This is a genomic window from Bradyrhizobium sp. AC87j1 (assembly GCF_002936975.1).
In the GTDB taxonomy this organism is placed as follows: Bacteria; Pseudomonadota; Alphaproteobacteria; order Rhizobiales; family Xanthobacteraceae; genus Bradyrhizobium; species Bradyrhizobium shewense.
The window spans coordinates 1-18,722 of record NZ_PTFE01000029.1; the positions used below are offsets into that span (position 1 = coordinate 1).

At 64.4% G+C, this 18,722-nt stretch carries 22 protein-coding genes; 10 read left to right on the top strand and 12 right to left on the bottom strand.

The features are described 5' to 3' along the window. Together CV770_RS16950 and CV770_RS16955 are read left to right on the top strand one after the other, a co-directional pair. Positions 1-614, top strand: a 614-nt coding sequence (locus tag CV770_RS16950; RefSeq protein ID WP_502693602.1) for a dihydrodipicolinate synthase family protein, incomplete at its 5' end; no start/stop codon positions are given. Then, on the top strand, positions 611-1,384 hold the full coding sequence (locus tag CV770_RS16955; protein ID WP_201759891.1) for an ABC transporter ATP-binding protein: 774 nt from the start codon (positions 611-613) through the stop codon (positions 1,382-1,384). The genes CV770_RS16950 and CV770_RS16955, both read left to right, overlap by 4 nt. A gap of 145 nt (positions 1,385-1,529) precedes the next feature. On the opposite strand, the gene CV770_RS16960 is transcribed toward CV770_RS16955, so the two are convergent. From CV770_RS16960 to CV770_RS16970, 3 genes are all read right to left on the bottom strand, one after another. Next, positions 1,530-2,621, bottom strand: a complete 1,092-nt coding sequence (locus CV770_RS16960) for a TRAP transporter substrate-binding protein (RefSeq protein ID WP_104463115.1) — start codon at positions 2,619-2,621, stop codon at positions 1,530-1,532. Positions 2,622-2,794: 173 nt separating this feature from the next. Next, positions 2,795-3,052 (bottom strand): hypothetical protein, encoded by a 258-nt coding sequence (locus CV770_RS16965; RefSeq protein ID WP_018322933.1) that lies wholly within the window; start codon positions 3,050-3,052, stop codon positions 2,795-2,797. A gap of 66 nt (positions 3,053-3,118) precedes the next feature. Continuing rightward, complete coding sequence (locus CV770_RS16970) at positions 3,119-4,069, bottom strand: DUF2778 domain-containing protein (RefSeq protein ID WP_104463163.1); 951 nt, start codon at positions 4,067-4,069, stop codon at positions 3,119-3,121. Positions 4,070-4,258: 189 nt separating this feature from the next. Here CV770_RS16970 and CV770_RS16975 point away from each other — a divergent pair, with 189 nt between their 5' ends. Beyond that, positions 4,259-4,690, top strand: a complete 432-nt coding sequence (locus CV770_RS16975) for a DUF1810 domain-containing protein (RefSeq protein ID WP_104463116.1) — start codon at positions 4,259-4,261, stop codon at positions 4,688-4,690. Between the two features lie 106 nt (positions 4,691-4,796). Beyond that, complete coding sequence (locus CV770_RS16980) at positions 4,797-6,878, top strand: methyl-accepting chemotaxis protein (RefSeq protein WP_091956936.1); 2,082 nt, start codon at positions 4,797-4,799, stop codon at positions 6,876-6,878. 6 nt (positions 6,879-6,884) lie between these two features. Here the strand turns inward: CV770_RS16980 and CV770_RS16985 are convergent, their stop codons facing one another. Together CV770_RS16985 and CV770_RS16990 are read right to left on the bottom strand one after the other, a co-directional pair. Then, positions 6,885-7,475 (bottom strand): NADPH-dependent FMN reductase, encoded by a 591-nt coding sequence (locus tag CV770_RS16985; protein ID WP_091956937.1) that lies wholly within the window; start codon positions 7,473-7,475, stop codon positions 6,885-6,887. A gap of 49 nt (positions 7,476-7,524) precedes the next feature. After that, positions 7,525-8,472 (bottom strand): helix-turn-helix domain-containing protein, encoded by a 948-nt coding sequence (locus CV770_RS16990; RefSeq protein ID WP_104463164.1) that lies wholly within the window; start codon positions 8,470-8,472, stop codon positions 7,525-7,527. Between the two features lie 300 nt (positions 8,473-8,772). Between CV770_RS16990 and CV770_RS16995 the strand changes: the two genes are divergently transcribed. Genes CV770_RS16995 through CV770_RS17005 form a run of 3 tightly spaced genes read left to right on the top strand, consistent with a single transcriptional unit; the run spans position 8,773 to position 11,380 of the window. Further along, positions 8,773-9,882, top strand: coding sequence for a DUF2336 domain-containing protein (locus CV770_RS16995; RefSeq protein ID WP_104463117.1), 1,110 nt, complete (start codon positions 8,773-8,775; stop codon positions 9,880-9,882). Further along, positions 9,879-10,211 (top strand): PilZ domain-containing protein, encoded by a 333-nt coding sequence (locus CV770_RS17000; RefSeq protein WP_091956940.1) that lies wholly within the window; start codon positions 9,879-9,881, stop codon positions 10,209-10,211. The genes CV770_RS16995 and CV770_RS17000 overlap by 4 nt, the downstream gene beginning before the upstream one ends. 50 nt (positions 10,212-10,261) lie before the next feature. Beyond that, positions 10,262-11,380, top strand: coding sequence for an HD-GYP domain-containing protein (locus CV770_RS17005; RefSeq protein WP_091956941.1), 1,119 nt, complete (start codon positions 10,262-10,264; stop codon positions 11,378-11,380). 41 nt (positions 11,381-11,421) lie between these two features. Here CV770_RS17005 and CV770_RS17010 read toward each other — a convergent pair whose 3' ends face one another. The 3 genes from CV770_RS17010 to CV770_RS43335 all read right to left on the bottom strand — a co-directional run bounded on the left by CV770_RS17010 (position 11,422) and on the right by CV770_RS43335 (position 12,247). After that, the gene (locus tag CV770_RS17010; RefSeq protein ID WP_018322924.1) at positions 11,422-11,625 is read right to left on the bottom strand and encodes a hypothetical protein; all 204 of its coding nucleotides are present in this window, start codon (positions 11,623-11,625) and stop codon (positions 11,422-11,424) included. A gap of 250 nt (positions 11,626-11,875) precedes the next feature. Then, a complete protein-coding gene (locus tag CV770_RS43330; RefSeq protein ID WP_245453775.1) occupies positions 11,876-12,130 on the bottom strand; it encodes a hypothetical protein in 255 nt (84 codons plus the stop codon). Continuing rightward, positions 12,131-12,247 (bottom strand): nitroreductase family protein, encoded by a 117-nt coding sequence (locus CV770_RS43335; RefSeq protein ID WP_245323327.1) that lies wholly within the window; start codon positions 12,245-12,247, stop codon positions 12,131-12,133. A 116-nt stretch (positions 12,248-12,363) separates the two neighbouring features. On the opposite strand from CV770_RS43335, the gene CV770_RS17020 reads away from it, so the two are divergent. Continuing rightward, the gene (locus CV770_RS17020) at positions 12,364-13,326 is read left to right on the top strand and encodes an alpha/beta hydrolase (protein WP_165637360.1); all 963 of its coding nucleotides are present in this window, start codon (positions 12,364-12,366) and stop codon (positions 13,324-13,326) included. Between the two features lie 6 nt (positions 13,327-13,332). Here CV770_RS17020 and CV770_RS17025 read toward each other — a convergent pair whose 3' ends face one another. Continuing rightward, the gene (locus CV770_RS17025) at positions 13,333-13,797 is read right to left on the bottom strand and encodes a cupin domain-containing protein (RefSeq protein WP_091956942.1); all 465 of its coding nucleotides are present in this window, start codon (positions 13,795-13,797) and stop codon (positions 13,333-13,335) included. 203 nt (positions 13,798-14,000) lie between these two features. Here CV770_RS17025 and CV770_RS17030 point away from each other — a divergent pair, with 203 nt between their 5' ends. Then, entirely contained in the window at positions 14,001-14,249 is a 249-nt protein-coding gene (locus tag CV770_RS17030) for a hypothetical protein (protein WP_091956943.1), read from the top strand. Positions 14,250-14,446: 197 nt separating this feature from the next. On the opposite strand, the gene CV770_RS17035 is transcribed toward CV770_RS17030, so the two are convergent. Continuing rightward, positions 14,447-15,322: an MBL fold metallo-hydrolase gene (locus CV770_RS17035; RefSeq protein ID WP_104463118.1), complete on the bottom strand. Its 876-nt coding sequence runs from the start codon at positions 15,320-15,322 to the stop codon at positions 14,447-14,449. A 147-nt stretch (positions 15,323-15,469) separates the two neighbouring features. Here CV770_RS17035 and CV770_RS17040 point away from each other — a divergent pair, with 147 nt between their 5' ends. Beyond that, on the top strand, positions 15,470-16,465 hold the full coding sequence (locus tag CV770_RS17040; RefSeq protein ID WP_104463119.1) for a glycerophosphodiester phosphodiesterase family protein: 996 nt from the start codon (positions 15,470-15,472) through the stop codon (positions 16,463-16,465). Here CV770_RS17040 and CV770_RS17045 read toward each other — a convergent pair. Continuing rightward, positions 16,462-18,084, bottom strand: coding sequence for an ABC-F family ATP-binding cassette domain-containing protein (locus CV770_RS17045; protein WP_104463120.1), 1,623 nt, complete (start codon positions 18,082-18,084; stop codon positions 16,462-16,464). The genes CV770_RS17040 and CV770_RS17045 overlap by 4 nt on opposite strands. 234 nt (positions 18,085-18,318) lie before the next feature. Next, positions 18,319-18,585 (bottom strand): hypothetical protein, encoded by a 267-nt coding sequence (locus CV770_RS17050; protein ID WP_104463165.1) that lies wholly within the window; start codon positions 18,583-18,585, stop codon positions 18,319-18,321. Positions 18,586-18,722 lie beyond the last annotated feature (137 nt).

Here is an 18,722-nt window from a genome sequence, read left to right on the forward strand (position 1 = left end):
TCTATCTTCAGCCGGCCGTCGGCGGCGTCATCCTCTCCACCCGGTTCTGGCAGCGCTTCGCCTCGATCGACAACGTCATCGCGATCAAGATCGCGCCGTTCAACCGCTATCGCACCCTCGACGTCCTGCGCGGCGTCGCGGCCGCGGGCGCGCTCGATCGCGTCGCGCTCTACACCGGCAATGATGACCACATCCTGCTCGATCTGATGCTGCCGTTCGATCTGCGCGACAACGGCGTCAGCACGCGCACCTATTTCAAGGGCGGCTTGCTCGGCCATTGGTCGGTCTGGACCGCGAGTGCGATCAAGCAGTTCGAACGCTGCAAGGCGGCGCGGCACAAGGACAGCGTGCCGGCAGACCTGCTGGCGCTCGATGCCCGCGTCACCGACTGCAACAGCGCTTTCTTCGACGTCGCCAACAATTTCCACGGCTGCATCGCCGGCTGCCATGAAGTCCTGCGGCGCCAGGGGCTGATGCAAGGCCTGTGGTGCCTTGATCCGGACGAGGGCCTCAGCCCCGGTCAGAAAGAAGAGATCGACCGCGTCTATCGCGCGCATGCCGACCTCAGCGACGATGCCTTCGTCGCCGCCAATCGGGACAAGTGGCTGGCATGAGCCCAGACCCCTTCATCAGCCTGCAGGGCGTCCGCAAGGTCTATCGCAGCGGCGGCGCCGAATTCCTGGCGGTGTCCGACGTCACCATGGACGTGCAGGAAGGCGAGCTGGTCTCGTTGGTCGGCCCGTCCGGCTGCGGCAAGACGACGGTGATGAAGATTCTGGCTGGCCTGCATGGCGCCGACGGCGGCACGGTGAAGATCGGCAACGCCAACAGCCCGTTCGATCCGACCCGCGACATTGGCATGGTGTTCCAGCAGGCTTTGCTGCTGAAGTGGCGGACGATCCTGGACAACGTGCTGCTGCCGGCCGAGATCGTTGGCCTGCCGATGAAGGCGGCGCGCGAGCGGGCGCGCGACCTGCTCAACCTGGTCGGGCTCGCCGGCTTTGAGCAGAAATATCCGCAGCAGCTGTCCGGCGGCATGCAGCAGCGCACCGCGATCGCGCGCGCCTTCATTCACGATCCAAAGCTGATCCTGATGGACGAGCCGTTCGGCGCGCTGGACGCGCTGACGCGCGAGCAGATGAATCTGGAGATGTTGCGGATCTGGCGGGAGAGCGGCAAGACCATCATCTTCGTCACGCATTCGATCCAGGAAGCCGTCTTCCTGTCCTCGCATTGTGCTGTGCTGACGGCGGGGCCTGCGAAGATGGCCGACTATTTTCCGATCGACCTGCCCTTCCCGCGCGATCTGCCGCTCAAGACGACCGATGCGTTCGGCGCCTATGCAAGGCGGATCTATGCGAAGCTGGGTCTGGGCGCGGTGTAATTCCCCACACGAAAAGTCTCGTAGGGGGCAAAGCGGAGCGTGCCCACCATTGCACACGGCGCAAAGAACGTGGGCACGGCGCAAGGGCGCCTTTGCCCACCCTACAAGAGCGCGGCGCGATCGCGGCACCGCGCCCTGCTCACAATCAGCTCTTGTTGCGCATCTTGCCGAGCAGGTAGTTGTCGTAGAAGTTCTCCGCGATCTGCGTATAGAACAGCAGTTCCTTCATATACGCGTCGTGGCTTTCCTTGGTCCGCTTGAACAAGTCGCTCTTGGCGGCGAGCTCGTTCAGATGCTCCTGGGTGGCGTTGTAGCAGGCCTCCAGCACCGGTTGCGGGAACGCCTTCAGCTCCGCGCCGTTGGCGATCAGCCGCTTCAGCGCCGCCGGATTCACGCTGTCGTATTTCTCGAGCATCCAGGCGCCGGCCGCCGCGCCGGCCTGGTTGACGATCGCCTGGTACTGCTTGGGCAGCGACGCCCATTTCTCGTCGTTGACGATCATGTGCAGCATCGCGCCGCCTTCCCACCAGCCCGGGAAGTAATAGTACTTGGCGACCTTCTGGAAGCCGAGCTTCTCGTCGTCATAGGGACCGACGAACTCGACCGCGTCGATCGTGCCCTTCTCCAGCGCCGGATAGATGTCGCCGCCTGCGATCTGCTGCGGCACGACGCCGAGCTTGGCCAGCACGTGGCCGCCCATACCGGCGATGCGGAATTTGAGGCCCTTGAGATCGTCGACGGTCTTGATCTCCTTGCGGAACCAGCCGCCCATCTGGGTGCCGGAATTGCCGCAGAGGATGGCGTGCGCCTTGAACGGCTTGAGCGCTTCATTGGTAAGGTCGGCGCCGCCGCCGAAGTGCCACCACGATTCCTGATGGCGGTGGTTCATGCCGAACGGCGCGCCGGTGGCGTAGGCCAGCGCCGGCTCCTTGCCGATGTAGAAATAGAGCGGGGTCTGCGCCATCTCCACCGATGCGGTGCTGACGGCATCGAGCGCCTGCAGGCCCGGAACGATCTCGCCGGCGCCAAAGGTCTGGATCTGGAATTTGTTGTCGGTGGCTTCGGCGACGTATTTCGCAAAAGTCTGCGCCGTGCCGTAGATGGTGTCGAGCGACTTCGGGAAGCTCGACGTCAGGCGCCATTTGATCTCGGGCGCGCTCTGCGCGATCGCAGGTGCGGCAACCAGCGTTGTCGCGCCGGCGACCGCGCCGCCCTTGAGAAATGTACGGCGTTTCATGATGGGGTCTCTCCCTGAACTAAATTTCAGACATGGGCTTGCGGCGACGATCTTCGCGGACCGTTTGCCCGTTCCCAAAGCAGAGTTCAAGATGCGCGAGGAGAAGACCCGTAGCCTGTAGCCCGGATTACGCTACGCTCCATCCGGACTACGAGACTATGAGCTGAAGGGCTTCAGAGCAGCTTGGCGCTGACGAACAGCGCGCGCACGGCGTTGGTTGCCTGCACCGCCAGCATCGCGTTACCCGCTGCGCCTTCCAGAGCCTCGACGGCGTCCTCGTGCAGCGAGCGGAATTCCATCCATTCGACTGACTTGAAGTTGGTGAGGAATTGATAGGCCTGGCCGACGGTCGCGATCGCCAACGTGTCGCCGTTCAACTTGATCTTGAACGTCGTACGCAGCGGGGTCTCGGAACTTGATGGATCACTCATGTGCTGCTTCTGGACGATGACGGCTTAACGAAGGGGAAACGGCAGCCCCGCCGCAGCAGGCGAATATCAGGAGTCGGTGCTGGCGCGCTGCGAGGCAGTCGCAGATCCGCTCAGGCTCGGCACCACGACCAGGCGGTTGAACTCGCCATTGTCGTAAGCCTTGAGGAAGCGATCATAGTCCTTGATCGAGACGCAGCCGTTGGAATCGCCGCGCGGCCCGAGCATGTAATTGTGGGTGAGAAGGCCGACGCGGCCGAGCGCGCTGGTGCCATCGGTGGGCGTCAGGCGCAGCGCGCGGACGCCGTGGAACAGCTTTTCGCGCGGCTTCAGGTCGTAGGTTGCGGGTGGGGTCGCGCCGACCATGCGCTGGTCGACATGATTGGGGTCGTCCATCAGCGCGCCCATGCCGGAATGGGCTTCCAGCGCGACGCCGCTCGGCAGGTAAAGCGCCTTGGCCTTGATGTCATAGACCGCCGTCCGCGAATCGTAGCCGAGGGCGGCCAGATCCGGCGCCTTGCCGAACAGGCCGTCGCCGGGCGTCAGCGAGGCCAGCCTGATCTTGTCGGTGAATTTTTCGAAGAAGTTGCGGTTGTCGACCCTTGGGTTGGTCTCGGCATAGGCCTGGCTGGAGGCGATCTGGGCGGAGAGGTCCGCCTGGGACGGGCGCGAGCGCGGCATCGGGATAGCGTCGGCACGCTGCGACGGCCTCGTCTCGTCAACCACGTGCCGGTCGTCATCGGTCAGGGTCGAGCGCCAATCGTCGCCCTGGAGCTTCTGGGCGAGCATCGCCTTGGCATCGCGGAGCTTGAGCTGGACCGCACTCAGGGCGGAACGCTCCATCGTCCGCAGGCCGAGCTCGCGGGCGGGCGGGTTGCCGGACGCCGACGCGAAACGGTCCTCGAAAGACGGGCTATTGGCCGGCGGCAGTGCAGCGGTGACCAGCGGGGTCGTGTCGCCGATATCGACAACCCAGGCAGCAGCCCCCAGCGCCAGCGCGACCGCGGCCAGCGACAGCAGAACTCTCTCGGCTCGCCCGACACGGCGGCGCGACAACAGCCTCTCGGCATGTGCTGCGTCGGAAACCATCAGATCCCCAAATCGACCCCCGGGGGGCCCAACCCCCGCCCGGAGACTCTATACCAGCTACCACATTGGGAGCCAAAAGTTAGGCATAATCGCGGCCGGCAAGGCCCTCCAAGGTATCCAATGACCGATCCTTTCGATCTAGAGCGCTTCGTAACGGCCCAGAATCCGGTTTTTCGCGACGTCCAGGGGGAGCTGGCCCGGGGCCGGAAGCAGACTCACTGGATGTGGTTCGTCTTCCCCCAGATCGCCGGCCTCGGCTTAAGCGCCATGTCGCAGCGCTACGCCATCGGCTCCCGCGCGGAGGCCAGGGCCTATCTCGCCCATCCCGTGCTCGGGACGCGCCTGATCGAATGCACCCGCCTCGTGCTTGCGGTTCAGGGCCGGAACATCAACGCCATCCTCGGCGCGCCAGACGATTCCAAATTCCGCTCGTCGATGACGCTGTTCGGTGCGGTGTCCGATGAGCCCGTGTTCGGCGAGGCGCTCGCCCGCTATTTCGCAGGCGAGCGCGACGCCGCTACGCTGGAAATCCTTGCCACCCTCGGTCGCTAAGCCAGGCTCGCACCCGCGGCATCCACCAGCGTAAACCCGCGATTAATACGGTCTGTCTATTTTCCGGAGAATATCTTTCTCCCCCGCGCCAATTGCCGGACAGATCATGAAAATCGGAACGCTCCTGACCACCGCCATCGTCTCGCTCTCGACCGTGGGCGGCGGCCTCGCCGTCTACGTCGCCGTGACCAAGTACCAGACGATGGAGCGGATCAGCGAGGCGCAAGGCCGCCTGGCGATCGTCCGCGCCGCCAGCGACATCCCGCGCTATCTCAACCCCGAGCGCGGCTTCTCCACCAACATCCTCTACGGCCCCGCCACGATCGACCCTGCGCTGCTCGCCGAACAGAACAAGCTGCGCAAGCAGACCGACGGCGCCCGCGACAGGATGAACGCGCTGCGCAAGGAGCTGCCCGGCTCGTTCGACGACGGCAACAGCATCGGCAGCAACATCGATGGCATCAATGCGAAATTCACCGCCTTGCGCGAGGCCATCGACAAGGCGCTCACCGGGCCGGCGGAGGCCCGCAAGGACGCGGCCAAGAAGATCGTCGCCGACAATGCCGTGCTCAACAGCGGCGTGACCGCGCTGCTGAACGAGCAGGTCCGCCGCATGGCGATCCTGAACGGTGATGCCTACCGGCAGGCCAGTTACGCCAACACCGCCATGACGTTGCGCGACGTCGGCGGCTTCAACTCCAGCCTGCACAAGAACCTCGTCGGCGGCAAGAAGCCGGCGACCGACGCCGAGAAGGCCGACATCGGCCGCTCGCAGGGCCGCAACGACCAGCTCGTGATGGCACTGATGGAGTTGCGCGGCAATCCGGCAACGCCAGCGAACGTCGCCACCGCGCTCGAAAAATTCAATTCGATCTATGTCGAAGAGTTCGGCCGCGAGCTCAAGCTCGTCAAGGACGGCGCGGTCAGCGGCAAGTACGAACACGACATGGACACCTATTACGCCGCCACGCAGCGCGGCCTCAGCACCATCATCGAGGTCCGCGACGCGTTCTACGACAATGCCGAGCAGATCCTCGCCGGCGCCTCCTCGGCCGCGCGCACCAGCTTCACCATCGCGCTCGCAGGCCTTGCCGCCGTCCTGATCGCGAGCGTCGGCCTCATCGTGATGGTTCGCCGCCGCGTCTGCGCGCCGATCGTCAACCTGACGAGCCGGATGTCGCGGCTTGCCGAGGGCGAGGTTGCGGACAGCATCCCGGGCGCCGAGCGCTCCGACGAGATCGGGGCGATGGCTGCCGCCGTCCAGGTCTTCAAGGACAACATGATCCGGGCCGACCGGCTCGCGGCCGAGAAGCAGGCCGAGAACGACGGCAAGATGCGCCGCGCGCAGGCGCTCGACGAGCTCACCCGCGCGTTCGAGGCCAAGGTCACCGAGCTCGTCGGCGGCCTGTCCCGGGCCTCCTCGACCATGGAAAGCACCGCACAGTCGATGACCTCGACGGCGGCCCAGACCAACAGCCAGGCCGCGGTCGTCGCCAAGGCCTCGGAGCAGACCTCGACCAACGTGCAGACCGTCGCCAGCGCCACCGAAGAGCTGACCTCTTCGATCTCCGAGATTGGTCGTCAGGTCGCGCAATCCACCGAGATCGCGGCCCGCGCCGTCGACAACGCCCGCCGCACCGGCGACACCGCACGCACCCTCGCCGAGGGCGCGCAGAAGATCGGCGACGTCGTCACGCTGATCCAGAGCATTGCCGAGCAGACCAATCTTCTCGCGCTGAACGCGACCATCGAGGCCGCCCGCGCCGGTGAGGCCGGCCGCGGCTTTGCCGTGGTCGCCTCCGAGGTGAAATCGCTGGCGGGCCAGACCGCCAAGGCCACCACCGAAATCTCCGAGCAGATCACGGCGATCCAGACCGCGAGCGACGAGACCGTGGCCGCGATCCGCAACGTCGCCGACGTCATCGGCGAGATCGACCAGATCGGCACCGCGATCGCCGCAGCGATCGAGGAACAGGGCTCGGCGACCAAGGAGATCGCCCGCAGCGTCCAGGAGGCCGCCCGCGGCACCCAGGAGGTCAACACCAATATCGCAGGCGTGCAGCGCGCCGCCGATGACACGGGCGCGGCCGCAAGGGAAGTGCTGGGCGCCGCCGAGCAGCTTTCGACGCAGTCGCGCGATCTCGCCGGCCAATTCGACCGCTTCCTCGGCGAGGTCAGGGCGGCGTAGACAAGTTCAGTACGGCGGCGCCTTGCGCGCCCGCTGCGCCTTGGCGGCCTCGATCCACCAGGCGAGATCGTCGGCAAAGCGCGGGAACGAGCGCTCCAAAGCCTTGCCGCCGTCGCCGATCGGCTCGCCGTCGGCCGACAATGTCTGCGCGATCGGGCCGACGCCGATGGTGCTCGACACTACCACCATGCCCATCTCGGAGAGCGTGCCGTGCCAGGCCGTCGCGGCGCGCGCGCCGGACAGCCGGCCGGCCGAATAGCTCACGATCGCGGCCGGACGCCAGAACCACTCTTCGAGGAAGTGGTCGGTGAGATTCTTGAGGCCGGGCTGGATGCCCCAATTGTATTCGCCGGTGACGAAGACGAAGCCGTCGGCGCCGCGGATCTGTCCCGCCAGAATCTCAAGCGCTTCAGGTGCCGAACCCTTCGGATACTCCTTGTACATGCGGTCGAGCATCGGCAGGCCGATCGCCTTGGCGTCGATGAAGGTGACATCGTCGCCGCGCGCGCGCAGCCGATTGATGACAAAATTCGCAAGGCGGATGCCCATGCGGTCGGAACGGTAGGAACCGTAGAGGACGAGGATGCGATTGCTCATGGCCGGACGGTAGCACAAAACCGGCGTCCGGCCCTACTCGATCCGTCAACTATCGCCCGCGTCCGCGCTCCAGCGTTTGCGACGGCGTCTCGCCAAACTGGTCGCGGTAACTTCGGGAGAAGTCGCCGAGATGCCAGAAGCCGAACGCAAGCGCCGCCGCCTTGACGCTGTCGGCGCCGGCGAGCAGCCGCCGGCGCACCAGCCACAGTCGGCGCAGGCGCAAGTAACGGTGCAGGCTCATGCCGCGATAGCGGCGGATGACGTCGTGCATGGTGCGGACGGACAGTCCGAGCTTGCGGGCAATCTCCTCGCTGTAGATCGGCTGCGAGAGGTCATCGGACAGTAGCGCACTGATATCCCGGAACATCCTGAAGCTCCGCTCGTCATTGGGGCGCAGCGTCCAGCGGACCGAAACGACATCTCCCAACACGTGGTCGACGGCCGCGAGCAGGGATTCCTTCATTGCTCTTGCCTTGACCGGGAGATCTGACGCCTCGACGGGCTCTGAGGCCGCGGCCAGCACCTCACGCACCACACGGCGCAGCCGGTCCAGGCCAGCGGCACTCGTTTCGAAAATCTTGAAGCTCTGGGAAGCTCTGGGCCAGCCGCGGTCCCTCACTTCCGGGCTGAAAACCACTGAGGCGATTTGCCGCTGCACCTCCTCGATGACGGTGTAGGCCGCGCCGCCGCTGCCAATGACCACGACCGGACGTGCACGTTGCGAGCCATTGAAGCGAATGGGGACGTTGAGGTCGTCCATCGTGAAGCCGATCGCAGTGCAATTCCCGACGAGCTGTGCATCAACGACCCGGGGAAACGCGCGCGTCAAATTCACGTCGCACCCGGGCAACGACAGAATTGTCTGCTCAGACGAAATCTTCCGTACGAAAGGCGTGAACTCGAAAGTCAGCCCGCGTATGGAGCTTCGAAATTCGTCGACATCTGAAAAACGAAATGTCTTGAGTGGCAGCCTGGGCACGTCATCAATGCTGTTCATGAAAATACGAAACCCGGCGTCGCAATCGACGCGCATTTGGCAACGGTGCCGATCCGCTTCCCCCTTTTTGGTTTCTCGTCGGACCTGAAGAATCAATCCTAACGTGTCCTGATCAATTGGGAAGGGTCCAACTGAAAGGACAAGCCGGGACGTCGAGCCTTGCCGAATTTCGATAGCATTTCCCGAAATGCCGCGGTGCATTAACACCCTGGGATTTAATTCTCAAAATTAAAAATTAACACCTTTGAGGCCCAATAAAGCTCGTTAAATCGTATAGCTATTTTATTTCAGGCCCCTGCCATGACGGCAAATTCGCCTGCTGATATTCTGGTCGAGTTGGAGGATGCGGTCGCAACTTGCCCGCTGGACCGCTGCGCTCGCATCCTCGAAGGCATTTTGCAGCTGCTCACCGGCAGCCGCGACCGGCCTCAGGAATTGCTGGCCAGTGTGGTCGACGGCGTCCTGCTTCGATTGACGGAGCGGGTCGAGGCCAGCGCATTGATTCAACTCGGCGCGGCGCTTGCCGAGCTCAAAGTGGCTCCGCCGAAGACCCTGCAACGTCTTGCCTTACACGACGATCCCGGCGTGGCCTGCCCCGTTCTGTTCAAATCCCAGGCGCTCTCCACGTCCGATCTCGAAACAATCGCGATTTCGAGCGGCGAACCGCAGCAACTCGCGATTGCTGTCCGAGCGCACATCGAACCGCAATTGACCGAGACGCTCATCAAGCGCGGCGGCCGCTCCGTTCACCTTGCGCTGATCAGCAACGCAGGGGCACGGTTCTCCGATGCCGCCTACGTCGCGCTCGTTGAGACGTGCGCAAGCGATGACGAACTCACGAAGGCCCTGGCGCTCAGACCAGGCACGCCAGATCCGGTCCTGCGGAAGTTGCTGCCGGCCTCGCCGGCCCCCAACGCACGTGCGGAGCCAAAGGCTTCCACCGTCTCGTGTCCTCGAGCGGCAGCGCCGATCGTGCCCAAGCTGCCTAGCGCGGCCGCCTATGCAAGCGCACGGCCGGAGATCGTCGCGCTCAACCGCATCGGCAAGCTCAACGATTCCGCGGTGAACCGCTTCGCGATCCGCGGCGAGACCGCCAATTTGTTCACGGCCTTGTCGGTGCTTTCGGGGACCCCCATCGAGATCGTCGAGCACGTCATGACCGACGGCGATTGCGAAGGCCTGGTGATGGCCTGCCGGGCGTCGCGGCTGAACTGGCAGACCACGCTTGCCATCCTGAGCAACCGCAGCGGCACCAGGCTTTCCTTTGCCGAGCGCGAACGCGCACAACACATTTTCGAGACGCTGCTTCTGTCGACCAGTCAGTGGACGGTGCGGTGGGGGGAAATCGCCGCAAGCGTCAAGGAGAGCAGTCGGCGAGATCGCGGCGCAAAAACGGGGGGTAGCCGATGAAGTTCGACGGCCGCAAGGCGGCGCGCGTGCGGATGGACCACAGGCAGGCCGTCAATCTGATGGGCTCTGACGGCACATGGCGGCGCAGCTGCGTTCTGCTCGACGTGTCGCAGACAGGCGCAAAGGTCGAGGTCGAGGGCACGCTGGACGTGCTGCAGGCCAAGGAATTCTTCATGCTGCTGTCGTCGACCGGGCTCGCCTATCGGCGCTGCGAGCTGATCTGGATCGATGGCACCACGGCCGGCATTCACTTCGTCACCGCTGATGGCAAAAAGAAGCCGGCGAGCGCACCCTCGGCCGCTACGCAGACCGTCGCCCGGAGCAAATAGGCCAACAATTCATCCCAATTATTGCAATCCACGATAGTCCAGGTCGAGCGGTGCAGAACGCGCGAACCATCCTCAGCCCCGTCAACGCGGACGGCATCCGCGAGAAGGAAGCGGCCCGCTCCTTCGTGCATGTGCTGGCGGATACGTCCGACAGGCTGGCCGGCGTCTGCACGATCCTTGAGGACCGTTTCGCCGTCGCCGGCGAACGGCTGGACGCTGAAGCCAAGCTGTCGCAGGTGCCCGCCGCCATCGTCATCCGCGCGGACCTGCGCGACGTCGACAGTATCGCCGCCCTCAAGAGACGGGCTGGCAAGCTCGCCAAGGCGAAGAAGCGGATATTTCTCCTCGAGCACAGCTCTCACGTCGGTATCTCGCAAGCCTACGCGCTCGGGGCGACGCACGTCCTGCCCGGTACGATCAACCGGCCCAAACTACTGTCTGCGCTGTGCGATCCGGCGGATCCGTCCTCCGCCGCGCCGGGCGAGATGGCACGGTCCGACAACGCGGTCGAGGCCGCGGCAACCGCGATCGCCTCGATGTTTACGGCCGTCACCCTTGGCCAGCCCATCGACGTCGATGGCACCAAGGAGGCCGGCCGCCAGATCGCCGACCGCATAACCCAGCGAGGCCTTTCGGAATGGCTCACGACGGTGCGGCGCCATCACGAGGGAACCTATCAGCACTGCCTGCTCGTGACCGGCGTCGCCATCGACTTCGGCCTGAGCCTCGGTGTCGGAAGAGCCGATCTGGAGCGCCTCTACTCGGCGGCCATGTTCCACGACATCGGCAAGGCGCAGATCCCGCTCGCCATTCTCGACAAGCCGAGCCGCCTCGATGCGGAGGAACGTGCCCTGATCGAGACCCATCCGGCCGCTGGCCATGAGTTTCTAAAAGGCCACGACAAGATTTCGCCGGAGATCCTCGATGCCGTTCGCCATCATCACGAATATCTCGACGGGAGCGGCTATCCCGATGCGCTCTGCGCCGAGAGCATCGGCGACGTCGTAAGGATTCTCACGATCTCCGACATCTTCGCAGCGCTGATCGAGCACCGGCATTACAAGCCCACCATGCCTCGTGCGGAAGCCTACGACGTCCTCTGCGGGATGAGCGGAAAATTGGAGAAAGCGCTGGTGACCTCGTTCAAGGAGGTCGCGCTCACGCGATAAGGCCGGCGGGCCTATGGCGATGGCCGCGAAGCGAGCCCCGGCTAGTGCGTGGCGCGATGGCTGGCGCGGTGCGGGATGGACCGGCAGGCGAGCCCGTCGGCCAGCAGCTTCATGTCCTCATGGCGGCCGCTGCGAATCAGCCGGCCGAACTCTTCGGGGGTGAAAGGAAGACTTGGATCAGCATCGATGGGGCGCCGCAGCCGCGGGCCGAAGAACCATCGAACCAGGCTAGCCAGCCGCCGCATGTCAATTCCCTCGCGCCAGCAACAAACCTCTCAGTCTGCATATTGTTCCTCCCGCATCTTCGAGATTGCAAGAGGCCGCGAACGACTCCGCACCAAAAAAATTTTGCGAGAGAATAATCTCCTCTTCATCCTGCTAATCGGCAAAACCCACGTAGCGCACGAACTCTTCGTTATGCTCGCGGTCCGAGCGAACGGCGTTCTCGGCAAAGTCGTCGTCAGGATAGCCCATCGCGACGCAGGTCATGATCACCTAGTCCTCCGGAATTTTCGCGACCTCGCGCACGATGTGCCGCATCGGCCTGTCGTCGCGCGCGATCCCCATCGCGCCGAACAGCTTCTTGGCGATGTCGACCTGCCGCGTACGGTGCACGCCCTGGTACTCGCCCTGGCTGATGATGTCGCGCTTGACCGTGGCCCCGCCGATCATCTCGTCCATGTTGCGGCGGCGGACCTCCTCGAGCGGGCCGCCGGTAAGCACATGAACATGCCAGGGCTGGGTGTCCATCTACGACGGCGCACGCTTGGCGCTCTCGATGATCGCCTCTATCACCGCGCGCGGCACCGGCTCGTTCCTGAAGCCGCGCACGCTGCGGCGCGACTGGACCAGCGTTTCGAATTCCACCTCTAAAGCCTCCCTGCCCTTCATTCACCGGCGTGGCGACACGGCCGGTTGCCGATGCGGCTCGCAAAATCTATGCTAAGCGGCAAGCAAGACCAAGAACCCTGGAGACCACAGCCATGGCCGCGCCACTTGATCCCGTCATCGCCCAGATCATTCCGCTCATGCCGATGCGCGATCCCACGGTCATGACGCCACAGAGCGCCCGCGATTCCTTGCGCGCACTGGCTGCCTCGCGCGCCGCCATCCCGCCGCCGCCCGTCGACAGCGTCGAGGATATCAAGGTGAAAGGCGGTGCCGGCTTGCTTCCTGCACGCGTCTATCGGATCGGCAGCACGCCCGCGCCAACCGTGGTGTTCTTCCACGGTGGCGGCTGGGTCGCGGGCGACCTCGAGACCCATGACCGGCAGGCGCGCAACCTAGCGATCGAGACCGGCGCCGTCGTCATCTCGGTCGATTATCGCCGCCCGCCGGAGACGCGCTTTCCGGGCGCGTTCGAGGACGCCTTCGCCGCCGTGAGTGATATCTTCGACCGCGTCGCGGAATTTGGCGGCGACGCAAAACGCCTCGGCGTTGCCGGCGACAGCGCCGGCGGCAATCTCGCCGCGACCACTGCGATCGCTTGCCGCGATGCTGGCATCAAGCTCGCCGCGCAATTGCTGGTCTACCCCGTGACCGACGTCCTCGGCGCTTACGCCGACGCGCGCGAGAACGCGCGTTATCCCTCGCGCGCCGAGAATGCCGAGGGCTACTTTCTGACGCGTGCCACGATGGAATGGTTTTGTGGCCATTATCTCGCCGATCCAGGCCATGCCCTGGACTGGCGCGTCTCGCCGCTGCGGGCCGCCTCACTTGCGGGCCTTGCACCCGCGGTCGTGACCACCGCCTGGTTCGATCCCCTGCGCGACGAGGGCGCTGCCTATGCGCGCGCGCTGGAGGCCGCCGGCGTGCGCGTCAAGCATCACGAGGGCCCCGGCCTGATCCACGGCTATTTCGGCATGGGCGATGCCTCGGACGTCGCGCGTGCCGAGGCGCAGCGCGCGCGAGCCGACTTCAAGGCCTTGCTCATGCGGGGAGCCTAAACCGCGCTAGGCGCTCTGCACCCGCTGCGCCGCGGTGTGCCCCCAGGTTTCGTCCCAGTCCTGACCGGCGGCGTCGACCGCGCGGCCGTCGGCTTCGAAGAACTTGTTCGGCACCTGGAAGATCGCCAGAATCAGGGCGCCATCCGGGCACCAGGCCGCATGCCGGCTGCCCGGCTCGCGCCAGATGAATTCGCCGGCCTTGCAGGCGATGCCCTTGGCCGGCCCTTCCTTGTCGACGAGCGCGCCTTCGATCACCCAGCTCTGCTCGATGCCGACATGCTCGTGATCGGGCAGCACCGATCCCGGCGCAAACCGCATCAAGGCGGTCATCAGGCCGGTGCGGCGATCGAACAGCAGCGTCTTGGCCTCGCAGCCGGGAAAGCGCGTCGTCTGCCAATCCATGTCGTGAGGCCGAACCAGATGCGAATGCTGATCGGCGGCTTCCTGGCGTTTCGGGATCACGGCGTCCATCACGATGCTCCGTCCGGCTAAGCTGGCCAAGCCTAGCAGCATTGCCCGCCGCGGTCAGCGAGCAGTGCAACAGGAAGCGCGCCTGGCCGACTCCCGCTCGAAAAAATCGCCAGCCGGACCGGACGGCAGGCCCTCATCCAGCTTGATTGCGCCACGATTCCCGGCTCCAATCTCTCCGCCATTTCTGGTTTACGGAGACACCCATGATGAAGCGGATTTTCCTGGCTGCGATTGTTGCCACCTTTGCGGCAGGCTCGGCCTTCGCCCAAGAAACCTGCGAGAGCAAGGCGGTCGGCAAGGACGGCAAGGCGCTCGCCGGCGCCGCCAAGACCTCGTTCCTGAAGAAGTGCAAGGCCGACGCCTGCACGCCCAAGGCCGTCAGTGCCGACGGCAAGCCGCTCGCCGGCGCCGCCAAGAACAGCTTTATGAAGAAGTGCGAAGTCGGCGCGTAAGGCGCCGCCGTTATCCAACGCACTCTCGTGCCCCGGACGCGGCGCAGCGCTTCTTCAGCGGTGCGCTGCAGAGCCGGGGCCCATGCTTCCATATGCATGGTTCGATAGATGGGTCCCGGCTCTGCGCAGCAGCGTTGCACGCTGCAGCGCGTCCGGGACACGAGACCTCCGGGTCGATCCCACTGCAGGTTTCGCGATCACTCCCGCTTGAACTTATAATCAAACGCATCGCCCAGCGGCTTGATCAGCCCCACCGTCGGCGCCGGGAAATGAACCGGCAAAATCAGCGTGTCGGTGTCCGCCACGGAGGCGAAGAATTTTCGCCGCGAGAGCGCCGACTGCTTCGGGTCCCAATCCGGCTTCGCCGACCAGTCCGGCTCGCGGCACTGGATCTGGTGATGCATGAGGTCGCCCGCGACCACCGCGCGCTGGCCCTTCGAAAAGATGTTCACGCAGCAATGACAGGGCGAATGTCCCGGCGTCGGCGTCAAGGTGACGGTATCGTCGAGCGCGTAATCGTCGTCGACCAACAGCGCCTGCCCGGCCTCGACGATCGGCAGGCAATTGTCGCGAAACACCGTGCCGGGCGGATTGCTGCCCTTGGCATTCTCGGCCTCCCAGGCCGCATACTCACCCGTGTGAAAGACGTATTTCGCATTCGGAAACGTCGGCACCCAGCGGCCGTCGCGCAAACTCGTGTTCCAGCCGGTGTGGTCGATATGCAGATGCGTGCAAAACACGTAGTCGATCTGCTCAAACCCGATGCCGAGCGCGAACAGCTCGTTGCGCCAGCGCTCCTTGCCGGGAAAATCGAACGGCGCCGGATGGCCCTTGTCCTCGCCGGTGCAGGTGTCCACCAAAATGGTGTAGCGCGGCGTGCGCACGACAAAGGTCTGGTAGGTGATCACCATCATGCCGCGCGCGGCGTCGAACACCTCCGGCTCCATCGTCGGCAGATGACGGGCGAACACGCCCTCGTCATAGGCCGGGAAGAAATCCTGCGGCCGCCGCCACGGCCCTTCCCGCTCGATGACCGCGTCGATGGTGATGTCGCCGATCCGGAGTTGCTTCATCGCCGTTTCACTCCTCTTTTTTGCAGGAGCGTAGCGACTGGCATGGGGCCGTTCAAGCCGCACGATGCGGACAGCGCCCCTGCGAAACGATCGCCGCAAATCAACCTCAAATACCGCTGAGGGTGATCGCGGAATTGGGAATCATCTGTGGGCCGGAAACTCAGATTCGCGACGACAGCCATCATCGCCGTCGCGGTAGGCGTCTACATCAACAACACCAGCCTTCTGGCGCTGCATCAGGGCGGCAAGCCGGTGTTGCTTGCCCATCGCGGCATGGCGCAACGCTTCGATGAGCGCGATGTAAAGAACGACACCTGCACCGCCGCGCGGATGCTGCCGCCGACCCACGATTATCTCGAGAACACCATTCCATCGATGCGCGCCAGTTTTGACGCCGGCGCCGACGTGGTCGAGCTCGACGTGCATCCGACGACCGACGGTGAATTCGCCGTATTCCACGACTGGACGCTCGATTGCCGCACCGACGGCCACGGTGTCACGCGCGAGCAGAGCGTGGCGAAGTTGAAAATGCTCGACATCGGCTATGGCTACACCGCCGACGGCGGCAAGTCCTTCCCGTTCCGCGGCAAGGCGATTGGGATGATGCCGACATTGTCGGAGGTGTTGGCCACCTTCCCTGACAAGAAACTCCTCATCAACGTGAAGAGCCGAGACCCAAGCGAAGGCGAGAAACTTGCCGGCGTGCTAAATGCGCTGCCGGCCGAGCGGCGCCGCACGGTCATGGTTTATGGTGGCGACGAGCCCATCGACGCGATCCGTCGCCTCACCCCCGATGTCCGCACGATCTCGCGCGCGGCCATCCGGAGCTGCCTGATCCGCTATATCGGCTATGGCTGGACCGGCCTGGTCCCGGCGGCCTGCCGCAACGCGATGGTGCTGGTACCGATCAACGCCGCACCCTGGCTATGGGGCTGGCCCGATCGCTTCCTCGCACGCATGAACGGCGTCAACAGCGCGGTGTTCGTGCTCGGTCCCTACAGCGGCGGAGAGTTCTCCACCGGCATCGATACGCCGGAAGCGTTCGCGCGGTTGCCGCAAGGCTATTCCGGCGGCATTTGGACCAACGAGATCGAGGCCATCGCCAAGATTGCGGGCAAGGTTGCGGGAAAGAGCAAAGATTAGCTCCGCAACCCCGGCGCCTCCTGCCCGGTGCGCGCGACATATTCCGTGTAGCCGCCGCCGAACTGATGGATGCCTTCCGGTGTCAGCTCCAGCACCCGGTTCGACAATGTCGCCAGAAAATGCCGGTCATGCGAGACGAACAGCATGGTCCCCTCGAAATCCGCCAGTGCCGTGATCAGCATCTCCTTGGTGGCGAGGTCGAGATGGTTGGTCGGCTCGTCCAGCACCAGGAAGTTCGGCGGGTCGAACAGCATCTTGGCCATCACGAGGCGCGCCTTCTCGCCCCCTGACAGCACGCGGCAGCGCTTCTCGACATCGTCGCCGGAGAAGCCGAAGCAGCCCGCGAGCGCGCGCAGGCTTCCCTGCCCCGCGGTCGGGAATGCGTACTCGAGCGACTGAAACACCGTCTGCTCGCCGTCGAGCAGGTCCATGGCGTGCTGGGCGAAATAGCCCATCTTGACGCTGCCGCCGACCGCCACCGTGCCTTCATCGGGCTCGCTCGCGCCCGCGACGAGCTTGAGCAGCGTCGACTTGCCGGCGCCGTTGACGCCCATCACGCACCAGCGCTCCCTGCGCCGGATCATGAAATCGAGCCCGTCATAGATCCGCTTGGCTCCGTAACCCTTGTGCACGTTCTTGAGCGCCACGACGTCCTCGCCCGAGCGCGGTGCCGGCGGAAAATCGAACGCCACGCTCTGGCGACGGCGCGGCGGTTCGACCCGCTCGATCTTGTCGAGCTTCTTCACCCGGCTCTGCACCTGCGCCGCATGAGATGCGCGCGCCTTGAAGCGCTCGATGAACTTGATCTCCTTGGCGAGCATCGCCTGCTGGCGCTCGAACTGCGCCTGCTGCTGCTTCTCGTTCTGCGCGCGCTGCTGCTCGTAGAATTCGTAGTCACCGGTATAGGTCGTGAGCGAGCCGCTATCGATCTCGATCACCTTGGAGATCACGCGGTTGATGAACTCGCGGTCATGCGAGGTCATCAAGAGCGTGCCTTCGTAGTCGTGCAGGAATTTTTCCAGCCAGATCAGGCTTTCGAGGTCGAGATGGTTGCTCGGCTCGTCGAGCAGCATGACGTCGGGGCGCATCAAAAGAATACGCGCCAGCGCGACGCGCATCTTCCAGCCGCCGGAGAGTTTTCCGACGTCGCCGTCCATCATCTCCTGGCTGAAGCCGAGGCCGGACAGCGCTTCGCGCGCGCGGCCGTCGAGCGCATAGCCATCGAGCTCCTCGAAACGGTGCTGCACCTCGCCGTAGCGGGTGATGATCTCGTCCATCTGGTCGGCCTTGTCAGGATCGGCCATGGCGGCCTCGAGCTCGCGCAGCTCGGCCGCGACCTCGCTGACGGGACCGGCCCCGTCCATCACCTCGGCCACGGCACTGCGGCCAGACATCTCGCCGACGTCCTGGTTGAAATAGCCGATGGTGATGCCGCGATCGGTCGAAACCTGCCCCTCGTCGGGCAGTTCCTCACCGGCGATCATCCGGAAGAGCGTGGTCTTGCCGGCGCCGTTCGGCCCGACCAGGCCGATCTTCTCGCCCTTGTTGAGGGCGGCGGAGGCTTCAATGAACAGGATCTGGTGGCCGGCTTGCTTGCTGACGTTGTCGAGGCGGATCATGACTGTCTTTTGGGGGATTTTTGCGTTGCAGCGTCATAGGGCATGCCGGCGCTGAGGGGAAGCCCGGCGGGGTACGGATTCCTGCCCGCGCGGGCGCCAATTCGGTCATTTCACCCGCAGTTTGGGGCACATTAACCTCGACCGTCCGCGTCATTGCCATCTCGCTTGAGTTTAAGGGCCACATGATCGGTTCGCCGCAGCGAATTGGCTGAGGGCTAGATGCAACCTCGAACGTCACTCGGCGGATTTGTCTTGCTTGTGCCGGAAGGGATCGGCGCTGTCATCATGACCGCTGCGGCTGCTGAAGAACATCAGCGCCATCAGTCCGCATCCAATCAGCAAGGAGAAAAATGTGCCAAGGCCTAGCGCGATCCAGCCGTGCTTGCCGATCTCGACCCCGCTGCTGGCATTCCATACCGAAACGGCCCAGACACCGGTCAAGATCAGGATCATGGCTAAAACGGCGAGCAGGAGGATCTGGCTCTTGCTGATGCGTTCCATGGTCACGCCTCCTGTTGCTTGCCGGACCAACAAGCTGCGCCGGAGGCCGTTCCTCGGCACGTCGAGAGCAATTACCGCTTCGGGCATCGGCGTTCTGATCTTCGCCTTTGGCGCCACGACCGAATTCGCCACAGATT

Coding starts and splice junctions, on each gene's coding strand:
- CV770_RS16955 (WP_201759891.1), top strand. CDS start 611: ATGAGCCCAGACCCCTTCATCAGCCTGCAGGGCGTCCGCAAGGTCTAT.
- CV770_RS16960 (WP_104463115.1), bottom strand. CDS start 2,621: ATGAAACGCCGTACATTTCTCAAGGGCGGCGCGGTCGCCGGCGCGACA.
- CV770_RS16965 (WP_018322933.1), bottom strand. CDS start 3,052: ATGAGTGATCCATCAAGTTCCGAGACCCCGCTGCGTACGACGTTCAAG.
- CV770_RS16975 (WP_104463116.1), top strand. CDS start 4,259: ATGACCGATCCTTTCGATCTAGAGCGCTTCGTAACGGCCCAGAATCCG.
- CV770_RS16980 (WP_091956936.1), top strand. CDS start 4,797: ATGAAAATCGGAACGCTCCTGACCACCGCCATCGTCTCGCTCTCGACC.
- CV770_RS16985 (WP_091956937.1), bottom strand. CDS start 7,475: ATGAGCAATCGCATCCTCGTCCTCTACGGTTCCTACCGTTCCGACCGC.
- CV770_RS16990 (WP_104463164.1), bottom strand. CDS start 8,472: ATGAACAGCATTGATGACGTGCCCAGGCTGCCACTCAAGACATTTCGT.
- CV770_RS16995 (WP_104463117.1), top strand. CDS start 8,773: ATGACGGCAAATTCGCCTGCTGATATTCTGGTCGAGTTGGAGGATGCG.
- CV770_RS17000 (WP_091956940.1), top strand. CDS start 9,879: ATGAAGTTCGACGGCCGCAAGGCGGCGCGCGTGCGGATGGACCACAGG.
- CV770_RS17010 (WP_018322924.1), bottom strand. CDS start 11,625: ATGCGGCGGCTGGCTAGCCTGGTTCGATGGTTCTTCGGCCCGCGGCTG.
- CV770_RS43330 (WP_245453775.1), bottom strand. CDS start 12,130: ATGGACACCCAGCCCTGGCATGTTCATGTGCTTACCGGCGGCCCGCTC.
- CV770_RS17020 (WP_165637360.1), top strand. CDS start 12,364: ATGGCCGCGCCACTTGATCCCGTCATCGCCCAGATCATTCCGCTCATG.
- CV770_RS17025 (WP_091956942.1), bottom strand. CDS start 13,797: ATGGACGCCGTGATCCCGAAACGCCAGGAAGCCGCCGATCAGCATTCG.
- CV770_RS17030 (WP_091956943.1), top strand. CDS start 14,001: ATGATGAAGCGGATTTTCCTGGCTGCGATTGTTGCCACCTTTGCGGCA.
- CV770_RS17035 (WP_104463118.1), bottom strand. CDS start 15,322: ATGAAGCAACTCCGGATCGGCGACATCACCATCGACGCGGTCATCGAG.
- CV770_RS17045 (WP_104463120.1), bottom strand. CDS start 18,084: ATGATCCGCCTCGACAACGTCAGCAAGCAAGCCGGCCACCAGATCCTG.
- CV770_RS17050 (WP_104463165.1), bottom strand. CDS start 18,585: ATGGAACGCATCAGCAAGAGCCAGATCCTCCTGCTCGCCGTTTTAGCC.